The sequence below is a fragment of the Paenibacillus sp. J22P51 genome, assembly GCF_059692215.1.
This window is the reverse complement of the sequence record NZ_JCAUAZ010000014.1, coordinates 92,830-109,455: the sequence shown is the minus strand read 5'-3', so window position 1 is coordinate 109,455 and position 16,626 is coordinate 92,830. Positions and strand designations below refer to the sequence as shown.

The following is a 16,626-nucleotide window of genomic DNA, read 5'->3' as shown; positions in this document are numbered from 1 at the left end:
TCTTTAGTTTTAATGGGAAACAAATAATAAAAAATTGATCCTTAGGGTGATCTGATGAGTGAAGCTGTCCCAGTTGTTGAACTTCGCAACATTACAAAACGATTTCCAGGCATTGTTGCTAATGATGCCATTAGCCTGAAGCTGAAAAAAGGCGAAATTCATGCCTTACTTGGCGAGAATGGTGCAGGTAAATCAACACTGATGAACATTGTGTTCGGTTTATATCAGCCGGATGAAGGCAGTATTTATGTCCAAGGTAACGAGGTTTTTATCGACAGTCCGAATCGGGCGATTGAGCTCGGCATCGGGATGGTGCATCAACATTTTAAATTGGTACAACCATTTACAGTGACGGAAAACATCATTTTGGGTATGGAACCCAAACGTGGAATGAACGTTGACATTCGAACAGCACAAGATAAAGTGCGCAAGCTATCCGAGCAATATGGTTTACGTGTGGATCCCAAAGCCAAAATAGAAGATATTTCGGTCGGTATGCAGCAGCGTGTCGAAATATTGAAAACGCTGTATCGCGGCGCCGATATTCTAATTTTTGATGAGCCTACAGCTGTACTAACGCCGCAAGAGATTAGTGAATTGATGGTCATTATGCGTAACCTTGTGAAAGAGGGCAAGTCCATTATTCTCATTACACATAAGTTGAAAGAAATTATGGAGATCGCCGATACGGTGACGATTATTCGTCGCGGTAAAGTGATTGATTCCTTGGCATGCGTCGAAGCGAATCCGCAAATTCTGGCCGAGAAAATGGTCGGACGTGACGTCTCATTTAAAGTGAGCAAGGAAGCTGTGAAACTTGGAGAGCCTGTTCTCCAGGTGCAAGATTTGATGGTGCGTAATCAACAAGGTTTGGCTTCGCTCAAAGGGCTTAATTTTGAAGTGAAAGCTGGCGAAATTCTTGGTATCGCGGGTGTAGATGGCAACGGTCAAAGTGAATTGATCGAAGCATTGACGGGCTTGCGTACCGTGGATGGCGGTAAAGTGCTGCTTATGGGCCGTGAGATTACTAACCTGACGCCGAGAGAAATTTCGGAAGCCGGCTTGTCGCATATCCCTGAGGATCGTCATAAACATGGGCTTGTGCTCGATTTTACAATGAGTGAAAACATGGTACTGGAAACGTATTTCCACCCAGCCTATAACAAAGGCGGCTTCCTTAACTATGATGCCATCGATAAGCATGCGGAGGCGTTGATTAAGCAGTTCGATGTGCGAACACCGAGTATTTACAACAAGGCTCGTTCCTTGTCAGGCGGTAATCAGCAAAAGGCGATTATTGCGAGGGAGATACATAAGAATCCAAATCTGTTGATCGCGGCACAGCCGACGCGTGGTCTGGATGTAGGTGCGATCGAATTCGTTCATCGCATGCTGATTGAGCAGCGGAACAAAGGAAAAGCTGTGTTGTTGATTTCTTTTGAGCTGGATGAAATTATGAATGTTTCGGATCGTATTGCTGTTATTTACGAAGGAGAGATCGTGGGCGAAGTGATGCCTCAGGATACGAACGATCAGGAGATCGGTCTGCTGATGGCAGGCAGTAAGCGCACCGAGAAAGGAGCCCGACATGAATAAAGTTGTTCGCATATTCACAAGTGAATCAGCGATAAATCCCCTTGTGGCGATTGTGTTGGGGCTGCTATTCGGAGCGCTTGTCATGCTGGCTGGCGGGTACAATCCGATTGCTGCTTATGGTTCATTATTCTCGCGTATTTTGGGCAGTCCGTATGATATCGGTGAGTCGATTCGGGCGATTACGCCGCTCATTTTAACTGGTTTATCCGTCGCATTTGCTTTCCGTACGGGATTATTCAATATCGGTGCAGAAGGTCAGTTCGTGATGGGAATGACGGGTGCTACCTTTATTGGTGTCAAAATCCATGGTCTACCGTGGATCATTCATGCTCCACTTGCGGTTATCGTCGGCGCTTTAGTTGGCGGACTTTGGGGCGCTATTGCTGGCTATTTGAAGGCGAAGCGCGGCGTTAATGAAGTTATTACGACGATCATGTTGAACTGGATTTCGTTGTTCCTGTCCAATTATATCGTGAACACGTTCCTGCTTGAGCCTAAGCAGCAGCGCTCTTATATGATTCAAGACTCGGCATCGCTGAGTATCGGATGGCTGTCAGAAGCGACGAATCACGCTCGGCTCCACTGGGGAGTCTTGGTTGCGATTCTAGCGGCAGTGGTATTCTACTTGATTCTTTGGAAAACGAAGCAAGGCTACGAGCTGCGTGCTGTAGGGCATAATATCGATGCCGCCAAGTATGCAGGCATGAACGTGAATAAAAACATCATCAAGGCGATGTTTATTTCTGGGGTTTTCGCAGGACTTGCCGGTGTGTTCGAGGTTCTCGGCGTATTCCACTATCAGGTCGTTGCTGCAGGCACGCCGGGGTATGGGTTCGATGGTATCGCGGTATCCTTGCTCGGAGCGAACAATCCGGTAGGGGTCGTGCTGGGCGCAGTCCTTTTCGGTGGATTATCTTATGGCTCTGCGGGGATGAGCTTTGGTGCGGATGTACCACCAGAAATTATCCGTATTGTCATCGGATCGGTGATTTTCTTCGTTGCTACCCAAGGAATTGTCAAATGGGTGCTGATCCCGTTCTACGGCAAACGCAAGAAAGAGAGGGCTTCGTAATATGGACCTGCTCAGTATGCTTAATGCGTTCTTCACAAAATTCAGTGAACTTATTAATACAACGCTGGTGTATTCCACAGCGCTTATTTTCGGGGCTTTGGGTGGTATTTACTCAGAGCGCTCCGGGATTGTAAATATCGGGATCGAAGGTTTGATGGTTTCCGGTGCTTTCGCTGCGGCGGTCGGCACTTACTATGCGGAAGAAGCAAATATGGGTATCTGGTCTCCGTGGCTTGGACTCCTATGCGCTCTGTTATTCGCCCTGATCTTCGCTTTGATTCATGCGGTTGCAACGATTTCGTTCAAAGCGAATCAAGTGATCAGCGGCGTGGTCATCAACTTCTTGGCAGCAGGTGTAACATTGTACTTGGTGAAAGTATTGTTCAACGGCGCAGGTCAAACCGAGACGTTGAACGATGTATTCTCCAAATGGGAAATACCGCTGCTTTCCAAAATTCCGTATATTGGCTATGCGCTTTTCACTGCGTATCCAACGACGTATATCGCGTTAATCTTGGTCTTCGTGACTTGGTACGTGCTGTTCAAAACACCTTTCGGTCTGCGTCTGCGTGCGGTTGGTGAACATCCGAGTGCCGCTGATACGGTCGGGATTAAAGTGAAACGTATCCGTTATTTGGCTGTTTTGATTAGCGGTTTGTTCGGCGGTCTCGGCGGGGCGACAATTACGTTGACGACAACAAGTGCGTTCTCGCATAACACGATCTCCGGTCAAGGCTTTATTGCGATGGCTGCGATGATTTTCGGCAAATGGCATCCATTTGGCGCGCTGGGCGCCGCGGTGTTCTTCGGAATGGCGCAAGCGCTCAACAACTTCATGCGGTTGTTCGACTTCTCGAAGAACATCCCGCAGGAATTCCTCTACATGCTGCCGTACGTACTGACAATCCTCGTATTGGCAGGGGCTGTAGGCCGTGCGAAAGCACCATCTGCATTAGGTGAGCCGTACGATCCGGGTAAGAGATAGTGTAAGTTAAACATGCATTAGCTAAGGGGCGATCCCGTGGTAATGCATGTTTTTTTTATATCGAGTGATGTCGAAATTGAAGGATGTTTGTTAATCCGCCGCCATATCCGCCTCAAATCAAAGTGACTTGATTTGATTCCTATACTCGCTCGGAGAGACGCCATACCAGCGCCTGAACTGCTTGGAGAAGTACAGGGGATCATAGAAGCCGACGGAAGCCGCGATCTGCTCGATGGTGAGCTCCAGTCGTTCCCGCAGCAGCAAGCGTGCTTTATCCACACGCAGCTTGAGCAAGAACGTAACCGGCGTCACCTTGGTGTGCCGCTTGAACATGCGCGACAGATAAGCGCGATTATAACCCAAGCTCTCAGCCATCATTTCAATGGTGATGGGCTCCGCATATTGCGTGGACAAGTAATGGATAGCCTGCTGCACGATGCGATCGCTTTCGGCGTCTGTGACCATTCCTGTTACCACAGGGGCAGACAGGGCTTCGCAGTACTCGCCGAGTAATAAGCTGAGGTATCCGGTGGCTTTCAGCTGCGCGTTTGATTTCTTGGATTTGAGCGCTTGTTGGATCTGACGAAATAGCACAGGTATATGCCGATTGCGCGTGATATGGATGACGGGGTTGGCGGGCGTGAGGCCCGCCTCACCAACGAGCTTTGCTGCCTGTGCGCCAGTAAAGGCGATCCAACAATAATGCCACGGATCCGTCTCATCGGAAACGTAGCTAATGAGCTGCTCAGGTTCTATGACGAAGCTGTCGCCAACGCGAATCGCATACTCTTCTCCATGTGAGGAGAATACACCGCGACCCGAGATGACATAATGGATTAAGTAGTAATCATAGACTTTCGGACCTAGTCGATGCTCAGGCTTGGTCTGGCTTTCCCCTGCAAATAATACCGTGAAATCGCTCTCCCCAGCAGGAAGGGGATTCGATACGACGTAATAACTCTCTGGTTTATTCATGACGTTGCTTCATCTCCGTTCGAAGACCATTCGTTCCTTCCACTGTATCATAAATCTCACATAAAACGGAATTTGTAAATCACATTTTTCCATGTGAAAATTACATGCCTCCATAGCCAATCTATGGCGCATCTCTTATACTTAAGCTATAAACTTACACAAACTTAATTTCATCGAAACAAGATCACATACCAAAACCACTAAAGGCGGTGCCACACATGGCAGATTTGCAAGCTCTTAAAGACACGTTTATTGAAATTTACGGAGAAACGGCAGCGAAGATTTCAGCGTTTCACGCTCCTGGTCGGGTGAATTTGATCGGGGAGCACACGGATTACAACGGCGGTTATGTATTCCCGGCAGCTTTGACGTTCGGAACGACCTTGATCATTCGTCCAAGACAAGATCGTGTGATTGGCTTTGCATCCACCAATTTGGCACTGCGCAAACAAATTTCCATAGACGACTTGTCCTACCAAGAAGAGGACGATTGGATCAATTATCCGAAAGGGATCTTCGTTCATTTGGCCAAAGAAGGTTTCCCAGTTACGCAAGGATATGATCTATTGTTCCACGGCGAAATCCCGAACGGCGCAGGTCTTTCCTCCTCAGCCTCCATCGAGGTTGTTACAGCGTTTAGCTTGCTGACTCTGGAGAAATATCCAATCGATACAGTCAAAATCGCGCTTCTCGCTCAGAAAACAGAGAACCAATTCGTCGGCGTCAATTGCGGCATCATGGACCAATTCGCTGTAGCGAATGGCAAGAAAGACAACGCGATCCTGTTGATGTGCGATACCCTAGAGTATCGTCATGTTCCTTTTCAAAGCGGCAGCTATAAGCTCGTCATCGGTAACACGAATAAACGCAGAGGTCTCGTCGACTCCGCTTACAATGAGAGAAGAAGTCAATGCGAGCAGGCGGTTACCTACTTGCAAAAGCAATTCCCAGACATCACGCTGCTTGGTCAATTGAACCTTGCGCAGTTTAACGAATATAAACACCTGATCCCAGACGAAACAGTTCGTCGCAGAGCGGAGCATGTTGTGGAAGAGATTGATCGCGTTTTGAAATCCATCGAAGTATTGGAAGCAAATGATCTGGAGTCCTTCGGTAAGCTGATGATCGGATCCCACGATTCCCTGCGTGACCTATATGAAGTAACTGGTTTGGAGCTCGATACAATGGTTGCAGCAGCGTTGAAGGTGCCAGGTGTGCTTGGGGCGCGGATGACAGGTGCAGGCTTCGGTGGTTGTACGGTTTCCTTGGTGCATGAAGACAGCGTTCAAACGTTTATTGATCAAGTGGGCACGGAATACACGGGAATTACAGGGCTTACACCAAGCTTCTATGTGTGTGATATTGGCAACGGTGTAGAGCAACTTGAGGAGGCGTTGTAAATGGCAATTCTAGTCACAGGTGGAGCGGGATATATCGGGTCGCATGCGGTAGCAGAGCTGCTGGCCAAGGGCGAGGAAGTCGTGATCGTCGATAATCTGCAACAAGGTCATAAGGACGCGGTACTTGGCGGTAAACTATACGTTGGCGATCTGCGCGACGGGGATTTCATGGATACGGTTTTTGCTGAAAATAACATCGATGCCATTATTCATTTTGCTGCGAATTCACTCGTTGGTGAGAGCATGACCAATCCGGCGAAATACTACCATAATAACGTGTACGGAACCCTTTGTTTACTTGAAAAAATGACACAGTACGGCGTGAAGCGCATTGTATTTTCTTCTACCGCTGCTACGTATGGGGAGCCTGAGAACATCCCGATCCTTGAAAGCGATCGTACCTTGCCTACGAATACGTACGGCGAGACGAAGCTGGCGATGGAGAAAATGATGAAATGGTTCGATACCGCTCATGGTATCAAATATGTATCGCTGCGCTACTTTAATGCAGCTGGCGCGCATGCTGGCGGCCAAATCGGGGAAGACCACAGCCCGGAGACGCATCTGATTCCGATTATTTTGCAGGTAGCGCTGGGTCAAAGAGCGCACATCTCGATTTTCGGCGAGGATTATGCGACAGAAGACGGCACTTGCGTACGTGACTATATCCACGTTAGCGATCTAGCGAGCGCACACGTGCTTGCGGTAGAGAAGCTGCGCGGCGGTGCGGACAGCAATATTTATAACCTTGGCAATGGAACAGGCTTCTCCGTGAAGCAAGTGATCGATATCGCGCGTAAAGTAACTGGCCATGCGATCCCTGCGGTTGTTGAGCCTCGTAGAGCGGGAGACCCGGCAACGCTGATTGCCTCCTCGGAGCGCGCTAGAGCGGAGCTTGGTTGGAAGCCAGCATTGGATTCTTTGGAAGCGATCATTGAGAGCGCTTGGAATTGGCATCAGAAGCACCCGAAGGGGTACGCAGCGGAAGTGAAGGTTTAACGATGGCGATAGGTAAGCAGGGGCCAAACCCTTAATCCTGCAAAAGTGCAGTTTTTTTCAGAGATTGACTTGTCTCAGAAGGAATTGCTGCAAAAGTGCATGCTTTTGGTGAGAAATGACGCGATTCCCGTGGATGGGGCACAAATTGATGTATTTTCGCAGTTATTCCTTCTAAACGTGGCAAGCAGCAAGCAAAAAGGTGCACATTTGCAGGCTTTTGGTGGAGGCTCTCTCACAAGAAAGAAAGGGGAGTGGCATGATGGAACACACACGACTAACGCCGCAATCTGCAGCGTTAACCATAGAAAGACTTCTACAATTCGCCACCCAGAATGGGTTGATCGAACAGCTGGACGTCTATACCTCGCGCAATGCTTTGCTGGATTTGTTCGGACTGGCAGAGCCTTTCCAAGGGCAAGTGCCTGCGGAGAAGTTGAGCAGTCCGGTTGGCTTGCTGGAAGAGCTGCTGGATGCAGCTTGGGAAGCAGGCTTACTGGAAGAGAATACGACGACATACCGCGATTTGCTGGACGCACGCATTATGGGGCATCTCATGCCCCGCCCTTCCGAGGTGGTGCGTCAATTCTGGATGTTGGCCAAGACGAAGAATGTTGAAGCGGCAACGGAGTACTTTTATAAACAATCCATCGACTCGAATTACATTCGCATGGATCGAATTGCAAAGAACGCCTACTGGCTAGCTGAAACGGCCTACGGGGATTTGGAAATTACGATCAATCTCTCCAAGCCGGAGAAGGATCCGAAGGAAATTGCGCTGCTCAAAACGCTGCCACAAAGCAGCTATCCTCTATGTCTACTTTGTGTAGACAATCTGGGTTATGCAGGCCGTGTGAATCACCCGGCTAGACAGAATCTGCGCGTAATCCCGCTCGAGTTGGATAGTGAGAAGTGGTACTTGCAGTATTCCCCTTACGTGTATTACAACGAGCACAGCATCATCTTCCATGAGAAGCATATTCCGATGAAAACAACGGCGAATACGTTCTACCGCTTGCTGGACTTCATCGAACAGTTCCCGCACTATTTCATCGGTTCAAATGCGGACCTGCCGATCGTCGGGGGCTCCATCCTGAATCACGATCATTTCCAAGGGGGACGTCACAAGTTCCCGATGGAAAAAGCGCCAAGTGAGAAAGCATTCTCACATGCCGATTTTGCAGGTGTGAAGGCCGCTATTGTCAAGTGGCCGATGTCGGTGCTGCGCCTGAGCGGGCACAACAAGCAGCAGCTGTACAAGCTGGCGAGCAAGCTGCTCGAGGACTGGCGCGCTTACAGTGATGCGGAAGCGGAGGTCCTCGCGTTCAGCGAGAAGGACGGACAGCGGATCCCGCATAACACGATCACGCCGATCGCCCGCAACAATGCACGGGGCGAGTATGAACTTGACCTGGTGCTGCGCAACAACCGCACCAGCGCTGAGCATCCGGATGGGATCTTCCATCCGCATCAGCACTTACACCATATCAAGAAGGAGAACATCGGCTTGATTGAGGTTATGGGGCTCGCGGTGCTGCCGGGCCGCCTGCAAGAGGAGCTGGCGGACATCGCCAGGCTGCTGACCGGCGAAGCCGAGCTCGGCCGCGAGGTGCGCGACGAGGGGAATCCGCTGTATAAGCATGCGGATTGGATCGCGGCGCTGCTCGCGAAGCATGGCGCGGCGCTGACGGCCGACGCGGCGAATGCGGTGCTGCAGACCGAGGTCGGCAGCAAGTTCATGGACGTCCTGCTGGACGCGGGCGTCTTCAAGCGTGACGAAGCCGGGCAAGCGGCGTTCGGACGGTTTTTGGCTGCGGTGGGCTTCGCGCAGCAGGTGTAGTGCTAATCCCTGGTCGGTGGACCAGGGATTTTTTTGTGCGCGTGCGTAGTGGCGCGCGCGGGGCTGGGGATGTTCTCAGTTCATGTTCATCTCGAGGTTCTGATCGATGCTTCAACATGCGAATCAAATATACGAACCTGATTTCGGCCTGCTCGTTTGGCCCGATACAAGGCCATGTCCGCATGCTTCAGCAGCATTTCCAAGGTATCTCCACGATGGCTTGCCTGAGCTAATCCGAAGCTCGCTGTCACGGCAATCGAGCCATTGCTCCCGCTAAGCGGCTCATCTTCAAGCTGAGCGCGAATCCGTTCCGCTACTAGGGCGGCGTGGTCTAGCGGGCAGTAAGGCAAGGCGATGACAAACTCCTCACCACCATAGCGAGCTATAAGCACGCCAGGCACTTCAGTTTCAACTCGCTTAGCAATCGCAACCACATGCTGAATCGCTAGATCGCCGACATCATGGCCATAGGTATCATTGATGTGCTTGAAATGGTCTATATCGAAAAGCAGGATACTAATAGGATCCTTGCTATCCTGAGCTTCTTCCATTACAACCTTACTCCGACGGATAAACTCTGTGCGATTCAATAGCTTCGTCAAACCATCATAGTAGGCTAGCTGCTTTAATTGATCTTGGAGCAGCTTTTGCTCTGTGACGTCGATCAGCATCAGCAGACTTCCAATCGGCTCTCCACTGCGACCCCGTACAACGGAGGAACGGATTTGATAAGAGAACTCCTTGCCATCTGCGGTGCGCCAAACAAATTCTTCTTGTGCACCATCTTGTGATCGCGCCACTGGAAATGCTGTACCCGACAACCGAATCCACGCGTCATCGAGTGTTAATCCGAGCATGTCCGTCGTTAAGCCCGGAAACATTTTGCTGATCGCACCATTGAAGTCAACAAGCCGATCTGCGAAATCCAGCACAACAGCGCCTTCACGCATACTTTCAAAAATACGATCCTTCGCAATCGGAATAACCGTCAGCATTCTTGTGGACACAATCGCCCAGATGTACATGGCAGAAGTTATACAAAGAATCATCGGAACAGGATCAATGCCATACGGTGTTAAGCCCATCAAATAAAGGAATGCACCCGTCATCGGCATGAACTGCCCCATAATTAAGGTCATCAGCTGCAAACGGTAGGCTTTCTTAGTTTGATGCCATCTGCGCAAGAGTAGCACGACCGCCGCAAGCATACATCCGAAAGTATATGCCCCGTGAACGATATAATATTGTCCGATGACAATATCGGTTGTGGGGAAAGGTGCATTTTCGCGAAAATACATATCTTTATAAAATAAATGATGATAATCATTAGTTACCAACATGACGAATGTTACGGCTGGAATAAGGAAGAGCGCCCCTATCCTTCTACGAGTCAGCTTCAAACCAACATACTGCATGACAATGAGTAAGCCAATGGCAGGCGCAGCTCCGATGCCAATATACTCGAAGATCGTCCAAATCTTCACCTCGACTAATGTATCGCTGGCCATTTCAAAAGCGTGAGCAAAAATATAAATAGCTTGTGCAGCCGTATAGATGACGAAAGTATAGGCATCGGGTATTTCTTTGCGCTTGATAAAGGCATACATGCACAGAAAGGTTGTAAAAACACCCGAGGTTGCGATGATTGAAATGAACATGGTTAGTGTAGGATGCATGAGTCGCACTCCATCGTTTGTAGGATTATTGGATAAATTGTCGATTTAATGGTATCACATCCTCGTGTGCTGTCATAGGGTTGTAATGGCAACAAGTTACAAAATTTAGTAAACTAAAAGAACCAAGTGAAGTGATGTTTGGCTGGTAGGGGGCGTGAATATGGATAGCTTTAGCGCATTAGTTGTGGAGCGAATACAGGATCAGTTTTCTAGCAAAATAAAAGAACTGCGCATCGAGGATTTACCCGCAGGGGAAGTGACGATCCGCGTCGCCTACTCCGGCATTAATTATAAAGACGCGATGGCCTGCAGCCCAGCGGGGCGGGTGATCCGCCAGTACCCAATGGTACCTGGCATTGATTTGGCGGGTACGGTCGTAGCCTCGTCAGATCCCCGCTATCGCGAGGGCGATGAGGTGCTCGTGACCAGCTACGAGCTGGGCACAGGGCATTTCGGCGGGTTCAGCGCGTATGCGCGTGTCCCCGCCGACTGGGTCGTGCCACTCCCGCAGGGACTGACGCATCGCGAAGCGATGATCCTCGGCACGGCGGGCTTTACAGCGGCCCTATCCATTCACCGAATGGAGCAGAATGGGCTGCGCAAGGAGCAGGGACCCGTGCTCGTGCGCGGGGCAACGGGTGGTGTAGGCAGCAACAGCGTCTCGATGCTCGCTGCCCTCGGCTATGAAGTAGAAGCGAGCACAGGGAAGTCCGCTGATCACGCCTATTTGCTTGAGCTTGGTGCGACGCGTGTGCTTTCACGGGAGGAGCTTTCGCCTTCCGAAAGCAAGCCGATCAGCAAGGAGTATTGGGCAGGTGCGGTTGATCCTGTCGGAGGATCGTCGCTTGCGTACGTGCTCAGCCGGATGAAATACGGCGCCTCCGTGGCGCTGAGTGGATTGACGGGCGGCGTGGATTTTGCGGCGACGGTGTATCCTTTTATCCTGCGAGGTGTGAATGTGCTAGGGATTGATTCCGTCTATTGTACAGCATCGGTGCGCGAAATGCTCTGGGAGCGAATCGCGAAGGAATGGGGGCCTCGGCAACTGGAGCAGACGGTGTATAAAGAAGTTAGCTTAGACGGCGTTGCTGAGGCTGCGCAACTGGTGTTGGAAGGCAAGGTAAGAGGCAGGGTGCTGGTTCGGCTGTAAGGGTTGGTCTAGTGAAAGCATTCATCTTATCATTTCTGAAGTGAGGAGAGTTGCACAGTGAAAATGCGAGTATCAGCTGTTCAGTATCATTTACATACAATTAGTGGCTTCGAAGAGTTCGCCGCACAGGTGGAGCATTATGTGAAGGTAGCGCAGGAGTTTGAGGCGGATTTCGTGCTGTTTCCGGAGCTGTTCACCACACAGTTGATGTCGATAGGCGATGAGAAGGGCAAAGCGTTGCCGATTGAGGCACTGCCTTCTTTTACAGAGGCCTATCGCGATTTATTTCAGGGACTTGCTCAGCAAACGGGCATGCATTTGATTGGCGGCACGCACATTACGGCAGAGGGGGACAGGCTGTACAATACGGCGTTTTTGTTCTATCCCGATGGACGCATTGGCGAGCAGAAAAAGCTGCATATTACCCCAACCGAGGTGAAGGAATGGGGGATGGGAGCAGGGGATTCGCTGCAGGTTTTTGATACGGATAAAGGCAGAATTGCCATTCTGGTTTGCTATGATGTAGAATTCCCAGAAATCGTGCGGATGGCTAGAGCGCGTGGCGCCGATGTGTTGTTCGCTCCGTCCTGTACGGATGACCGGCATGGCTTCCATCGTGTTCGTTACACCTGTCACGCTCGGACAATTGAGAATCAGATATACGTAGTGACAACGGGGACTGTCGGCGCTCTGCCAACGGTTGATTTCATGAGGGCGAATTTCGGACAAGCCGCTGTCATTACGCCGAATGATGTGCCCTTCCCGCCAAAAGGGATCCTAGTCGAAGGTGAGATTAACGGCGATATGGTCGTGACGGCGGACCTTGATCTCTCGCTGTTAACACTTGTTCGGGAAAAAGGCTCCGTCACCACCTGGCGCGACCGCCGAACCGATTTGTATACGGATTGGTCTTGAGAGCATGCGTAAACAACTTTATGTGTTTGATGGTGATACACCTGTGGAGGCGGTCATTCGCACGTATGGTGTGGCAGATTTCGATGCGTTGATTCGTGTTCAGCAGCTGAGCTTTCCGCCGCCATTCCCGTCTGAGCTCTGGTGGACGAAGGAGCAGCTCATGGAGCATGTCACCCGTTTTCCGGAGGGCGCGCTGTGTGTGGAGGTAGCGGGTCAGGTCGTGGGTTCAATTACGGGACTTCGGGTGAAAAGTGAGCGGATGGCTGGGGATGTCGATCATAGCTGGTCGGCGATGACGGATGACGGGTTTATCCGAACGCATCGTCCAGATGGCGATACGCTCTACATTGTGGATATTTGCATCATGCCAGCTTACCGCAAGTTTGGTCTCGGTAAGTGGCTCATGCAGTCCATGTACGAGGTAGTGGTGCATTTGGGGCTGGCTCGTTTGCTCGGAGGCGGGCGGATGCCTGGCTATCATAAGGTGGTCGAGAAGATGAGTGCCGATGATTATGCGGCAGCTGTCATGGCGGGGACGATGAAGGACCCGGTGATTACCTTTTTGCTGCGATGCGGCCGGACGCCAGTAGGCGTGGTTGCAAATTATTTGGAAGATGAGGAATCGCTGAATCATGCGTTGTTGATGGAGTGGCGGAACCCTTTTACATATTAAAAATAGGAGTGAGTTGACCTGATGGAATTCATACGCATTTCGAATATTGAGGACCCGTTGTTTCGATCGATGCACGATCTGATGAAAGAGGTATTTCCGCCGGAGGAAGTGCTCGAATACTCTTTGTGGAGGGAGCCTCTTGAAGATCCAGGGATTCGCGTGTTTGTGGCCGTTCATGAAGGCAAGGTAGTCGGCACAACGGAGTATCGCTATTACGAGGAAGACCAAGTGGCAATGACGGATTTCACGATTATTGGTCAGGCAGGTCTTGGGATTGGGCGGTTTCTTGCGAGAAAACGGTGGCAGGATCTGGAGCGATTGGCAGCCGAGTCAGGTAAGCCGATGAAAGGGATGTTCGCTGAAATTTACGATCCATATCGGATCGAGGGGCATGCTTTTGGTGGCGTAAAGCCGATGGACCCTTACGTGCGGCGTGAGGTGTTATCGCATCTGGGCTATAAGCGGATTGATTTTAAGTATGTGCACCCATCATGGGAAAACAACGGGGAGGCTGTCGAGGAGCTGGATCTTTGCTTCCTACCGACGGATGAAGATGCGACAGAGATCAGTGCTGCGTTGGTAGCGAAGTTCTTGCGACGGTATTATGCGGTGCTCGCGAATAAACCGCATGCTTGGGAATCGATGGTTGCCGGTTTGGAAGGTAAAGAGACGTTGGCTTTATTACCATTGTAATGTAAATAGGAGTCCTTGATGGACTCCTGCTTTTTCTACATTTTTAAGCTGCGCCAAAAGTCTACCAACCGAAATCTAGCGTTTTACCTGTCTCCGCTAACGTCTTGATATTGCTCAGAATCATCCACCAGCTAGCCTTTGTCGACTCAAAGCTCGGGTGGTCTGGTGTCCATTGATCATTCACGAGCGTTAATTTCGTACAGTTGCCTACGGTTTCTAGGGTGATTGTCATACGCGATTCGAACTCAGCATGGTTCTCCCGATAGGAAGGCCCCGCATGCTCTGTACAGCTCAATAATTTCTCTGGCTCATATGCCAAAATTTTGCCATACACATGAACCGTTTCATCGCCATCTTGACCTGGGCCTATATAGGAATAGTCAGAGCCAATTTCAAAGGTAGAATGCAGTACGCTACCAAACAAAATTTGCCGAGTTCCCTCTGGTGTGATGAGAATATCCCAAACCTGCTTCGTGCTTGCACCAATATAAAATTCATACTTCAGCTCCATAACCGCTCGCACTCCTTCGCTTTTGTGATCCTACCTATCATATTACATCTATTATTCCCATGTATTGTAAAAACGCGACAAGGAGTGTTCGATATGCCAACGAATGCGAATCCAAATTCAAATACGAATCCCCCCATGCCTAGCCTGGGTATCATAAATTTCCAGCAAGGGGGGCACAAGTTTCAGCTTTGTCGCTATGCTCCGGCGGAGGATGTGGCCTTTTTCGTTCGTCATTACTGGGTCGTCAGATGGGACTTGGCTGGGAAAGAACCCTACACACAGCATGTTATTCCTAATCCCTGCGTGAATCTCGTTGTAGAGCCTGGAAAATCGGCGATTTACGGTCCTGGCAAAGAGAAGTATGGACATCACCTAGAAGGGCAGGGGGGGGGTGTTCGGCGTGAAATTTAAGCCAGGTGGCTTTTACCCTTTTGTCCAAGAAAACGTGTCTAGCATGTTGAACAATCCGCTGAGCATTGGGGATGTTTTCGACACCGAACCGCGTTCCTTGGAAGCGCAAGTGTTTCGTCAACAGGATGATATGAGTAATGTAGGCTTGGTCGAAAACATGATCCGGTCGAAGCTGCCTGTCCAGGATGAACAGGTGACTTTGGTTAATCGAATCGTGGATTTTGTGTATGGTCAGCCGGATATTACCAAGGTCGACGCGATATGTGAGCATTTTCAAATGAACATCCGCACCCTACAGCGTCTCTTCGATCAGTATGTCGGTGTCAGCCCGAAATGGGTGATCAAAATCGCCCGCATCCAAAGCGCAGCGGAGACCACCGATGGCAATGATACGCACAATTGGGCCAAGCTGTCGATGGACCTCGGCTATCACGATCAGTCGCATTTCATTAAGGATTTCAAGTCCATACTCGGCCAGACGCCAGAAGAGTATGCTTTGGGGAAACGGGGAACGTAACATTAGCCTCCTGATTGTATACGAATAACGATCCAATACGCAGCGTCCAAACGTGGCGATCGATAGGCAAAAGAGGGGGCTAAGTGGCCGCTTCTTTTTGTTTTGGAGTTTGCGAAGACGATGAGAGAGAGTGGATGCGCTTTCATGTTGGTTAAAAATTGACAACACAAGTCAAAAAATAACATGTCTTTCTGATCTTCAAACTTTTATAGTGGAAACAGAGATTAAGCAGTGAAAGGGGATAAATGAAAGTGGCTATCAATGGACCTATGCAACAGGCAACTCTATCTGACTTGAAAGCGATACCAAAAAAGAAAAGTTATATGCTAAAACATTGGCAGATCTATTCGATGATTTTGCCTGGCGTATTGTTTTTTATCATATTCAAGTACATTCCTCTTAGCGGCAGTATTATCGCATTTCAAGATTATGATGTGTTTAAGGGGGTAACGGGAAGTAAGTTCGTCGGCTTAAAGCACTTTGACAACCTGTTCACCTATCCGGAGTTTTACAAGATACTTAAAAACACACTCCTGATCAGTATGTATAAGCTCATCTTCTCTTTTCCGGCACCGCTCTTATTAGCGTTATTGCTGAATGAAGTTCGGAAAGTTGTATTTAAACGGACGATACAGACGCTATTGTACTTGCCGCATTTTTTCTCTTGGGTTGTCGTAGGCGGTATGGTCATAAATTTTCTTTCGCTGACAGGGGTTGTTAACGATACTTTAGCTTCCTTTGGCTTTGAACGCACCATTTTCGTACAGGAGCCGGAATACTTCCGAACCATTATCGTTTCCTCCGGAATATGGAAAGAAGTTGGCTGGGGGACAATCATTTACTTAGCAGCGCTAAGCGGAATCAATCCTGAAATGTACGAATCAGCGGAGGTAGACGGGGCAGGGAAATTACGTCAAGTGTTCAGTATTACGATTCCAAGTCTCCTTCCTACCATCATGATTTTGCTGCTATTGCAGATAGGTCATATTCTGGACCTTGGCTTCGAACAAATGTATATGTTTCTTAACCCGCTTGTTCGTGAAGTTGGGGAAATATTTGATACTTACATCTACAGAGTCGGCTTATTAGGGGCGCAGTATAGCTATACGACAGCCATTGGATTGTTTAAATCAGTTGTTGGCTTCATTCTCATCGTCGGAGCGAATTACGTTAGCAAAAAAACGACAGGCAGCTCGATCTACTAGAAAGGAGCACA

General features: G+C 49.5%; 16 protein-coding genes. 13 read left to right on the top strand and 3 right to left on the bottom strand.

Translation table 11 applies throughout. The features are described from left to right. Positions 1-54: 54 nt before the first annotated feature. The 3 genes from AC58QC_RS24230 to AC58QC_RS24220 are packed head-to-tail and all read left to right on the top strand — an operon-like array spanning position 55 to position 3,653. Positions 55-1,596 (top strand): ABC transporter ATP-binding protein, encoded by a 1,542-nt coding sequence (locus tag AC58QC_RS24230; protein ID WP_497417608.1) that lies wholly within the window; start codon positions 55-57, stop codon positions 1,594-1,596. Continuing rightward, complete coding sequence (locus AC58QC_RS24225; protein WP_497417607.1) at positions 1,589-2,668, top strand: ABC transporter permease; 1,080 nt, start codon at positions 1,589-1,591, stop codon at positions 2,666-2,668. Before AC58QC_RS24230 ends, AC58QC_RS24225 begins: the two co-directional genes overlap by 8 nt. Before the next feature lies 1 nt (position 2,669). Further along, positions 2,670-3,653, top strand: a complete 984-nt coding sequence (locus tag AC58QC_RS24220; protein ID WP_497417606.1) for an ABC transporter permease — start codon at positions 2,670-2,672, stop codon at positions 3,651-3,653. Positions 3,654-3,770: 117 nt separating this feature from the next. Here AC58QC_RS24220 and AC58QC_RS24215 read toward each other — a convergent pair whose 3' ends face one another. Continuing rightward, a complete protein-coding gene (locus AC58QC_RS24215) occupies positions 3,771-4,628 on the bottom strand; it encodes an AraC family transcriptional regulator (RefSeq protein ID WP_497417605.1) in 858 nt (285 codons plus the stop codon). 218 nt (positions 4,629-4,846) lie between these two features. Between AC58QC_RS24215 and AC58QC_RS24210 the strand changes: the two genes are divergently transcribed. The 3 genes from AC58QC_RS24210 (at position 4,847) to AC58QC_RS24200 (ending at position 8,864) form a co-directional block, all read left to right on the top strand. Then, positions 4,847-6,028, top strand: coding sequence for a galactokinase (locus AC58QC_RS24210; RefSeq protein ID WP_497417604.1), 1,182 nt, complete (start codon positions 4,847-4,849; stop codon positions 6,026-6,028). Further along, positions 6,029-7,027: a UDP-glucose 4-epimerase GalE gene (gene galE, locus AC58QC_RS24205; RefSeq protein WP_497417603.1), complete on the top strand. Its 999-nt coding sequence runs from the start codon at positions 6,029-6,031 to the stop codon at positions 7,025-7,027. 256 nt (positions 7,028-7,283) lie between these two features. Continuing rightward, positions 7,284-8,864, top strand: coding sequence for a UDP-glucose--hexose-1-phosphate uridylyltransferase (locus tag AC58QC_RS24200; protein ID WP_497417602.1), 1,581 nt, complete (start codon positions 7,284-7,286; stop codon positions 8,862-8,864). A gap of 86 nt (positions 8,865-8,950) precedes the next feature. On the opposite strand, the gene AC58QC_RS24195 is transcribed toward AC58QC_RS24200, so the two are convergent. Next, positions 8,951-10,540: a histidine kinase N-terminal 7TM domain-containing diguanylate cyclase gene (locus AC58QC_RS24195; protein WP_497417601.1), complete on the bottom strand. Its 1,590-nt coding sequence runs from the start codon at positions 10,538-10,540 to the stop codon at positions 8,951-8,953. A gap of 160 nt (positions 10,541-10,700) precedes the next feature. On the opposite strand from AC58QC_RS24195, the gene AC58QC_RS24190 reads away from it, so the two are divergent. The 4 genes from AC58QC_RS24190 to AC58QC_RS24175 are packed head-to-tail and all read left to right on the top strand — an operon-like array spanning position 10,701 to position 13,971. Beyond that, positions 10,701-11,690, top strand: a complete 990-nt coding sequence (locus AC58QC_RS24190) for an acrylyl-CoA reductase family protein (RefSeq protein WP_497417600.1) — start codon at positions 10,701-10,703, stop codon at positions 11,688-11,690. Between the two features lie 57 nt (positions 11,691-11,747). Continuing rightward, complete coding sequence (locus tag AC58QC_RS24185) at positions 11,748-12,605, top strand: carbon-nitrogen hydrolase family protein (protein ID WP_497417599.1); 858 nt, start codon at positions 11,748-11,750, stop codon at positions 12,603-12,605. A gap of 4 nt (positions 12,606-12,609) precedes the next feature. Then, positions 12,610-13,278 (top strand): GNAT family N-acetyltransferase, encoded by a 669-nt coding sequence (locus tag AC58QC_RS24180; protein ID WP_497417598.1) that lies wholly within the window; start codon positions 12,610-12,612, stop codon positions 13,276-13,278. Positions 13,279-13,299: 21 nt separating this feature from the next. Continuing rightward, on the top strand, positions 13,300-13,971 hold the full coding sequence (locus tag AC58QC_RS24175) for a GNAT family N-acetyltransferase (protein WP_497417597.1): 672 nt from the start codon (positions 13,300-13,302) through the stop codon (positions 13,969-13,971). Positions 13,972-14,032: 61 nt separating this feature from the next. Here the strand turns inward: AC58QC_RS24175 and AC58QC_RS24170 are convergent, their stop codons facing one another. Further along, positions 14,033-14,482, bottom strand: a complete 450-nt coding sequence (locus tag AC58QC_RS24170; RefSeq protein WP_497417596.1) for an SRPBCC domain-containing protein — start codon at positions 14,480-14,482, stop codon at positions 14,033-14,035. A gap of 93 nt (positions 14,483-14,575) precedes the next feature. On the opposite strand from AC58QC_RS24170, the gene AC58QC_RS24165 reads away from it, so the two are divergent. The 3 genes from AC58QC_RS24165 to AC58QC_RS24155 all read left to right on the top strand — a co-directional run bounded on the left by AC58QC_RS24165 (position 14,576) and on the right by AC58QC_RS24155 (position 16,615). After that, positions 14,576-14,893: a DUF6597 domain-containing transcriptional factor gene (locus tag AC58QC_RS24165; RefSeq protein ID WP_497417595.1), complete on the top strand. Its 318-nt coding sequence runs from the start codon at positions 14,576-14,578 to the stop codon at positions 14,891-14,893. Beyond that, entirely contained in the window at positions 14,883-15,410 is a 528-nt protein-coding gene (locus tag AC58QC_RS24160; protein ID WP_497417594.1) for a helix-turn-helix domain-containing protein, read from the top strand. Before AC58QC_RS24165 ends, AC58QC_RS24160 begins: the two co-directional genes overlap by 11 nt. A 350-nt stretch (positions 15,411-15,760) precedes the next feature. Further along, positions 15,761-16,615, top strand: coding sequence for an ABC transporter permease (locus AC58QC_RS24155; RefSeq protein WP_497417654.1), 855 nt, complete (start codon positions 15,761-15,763; stop codon positions 16,613-16,615). Positions 16,616-16,626: the final 11 nt, after the last annotated feature.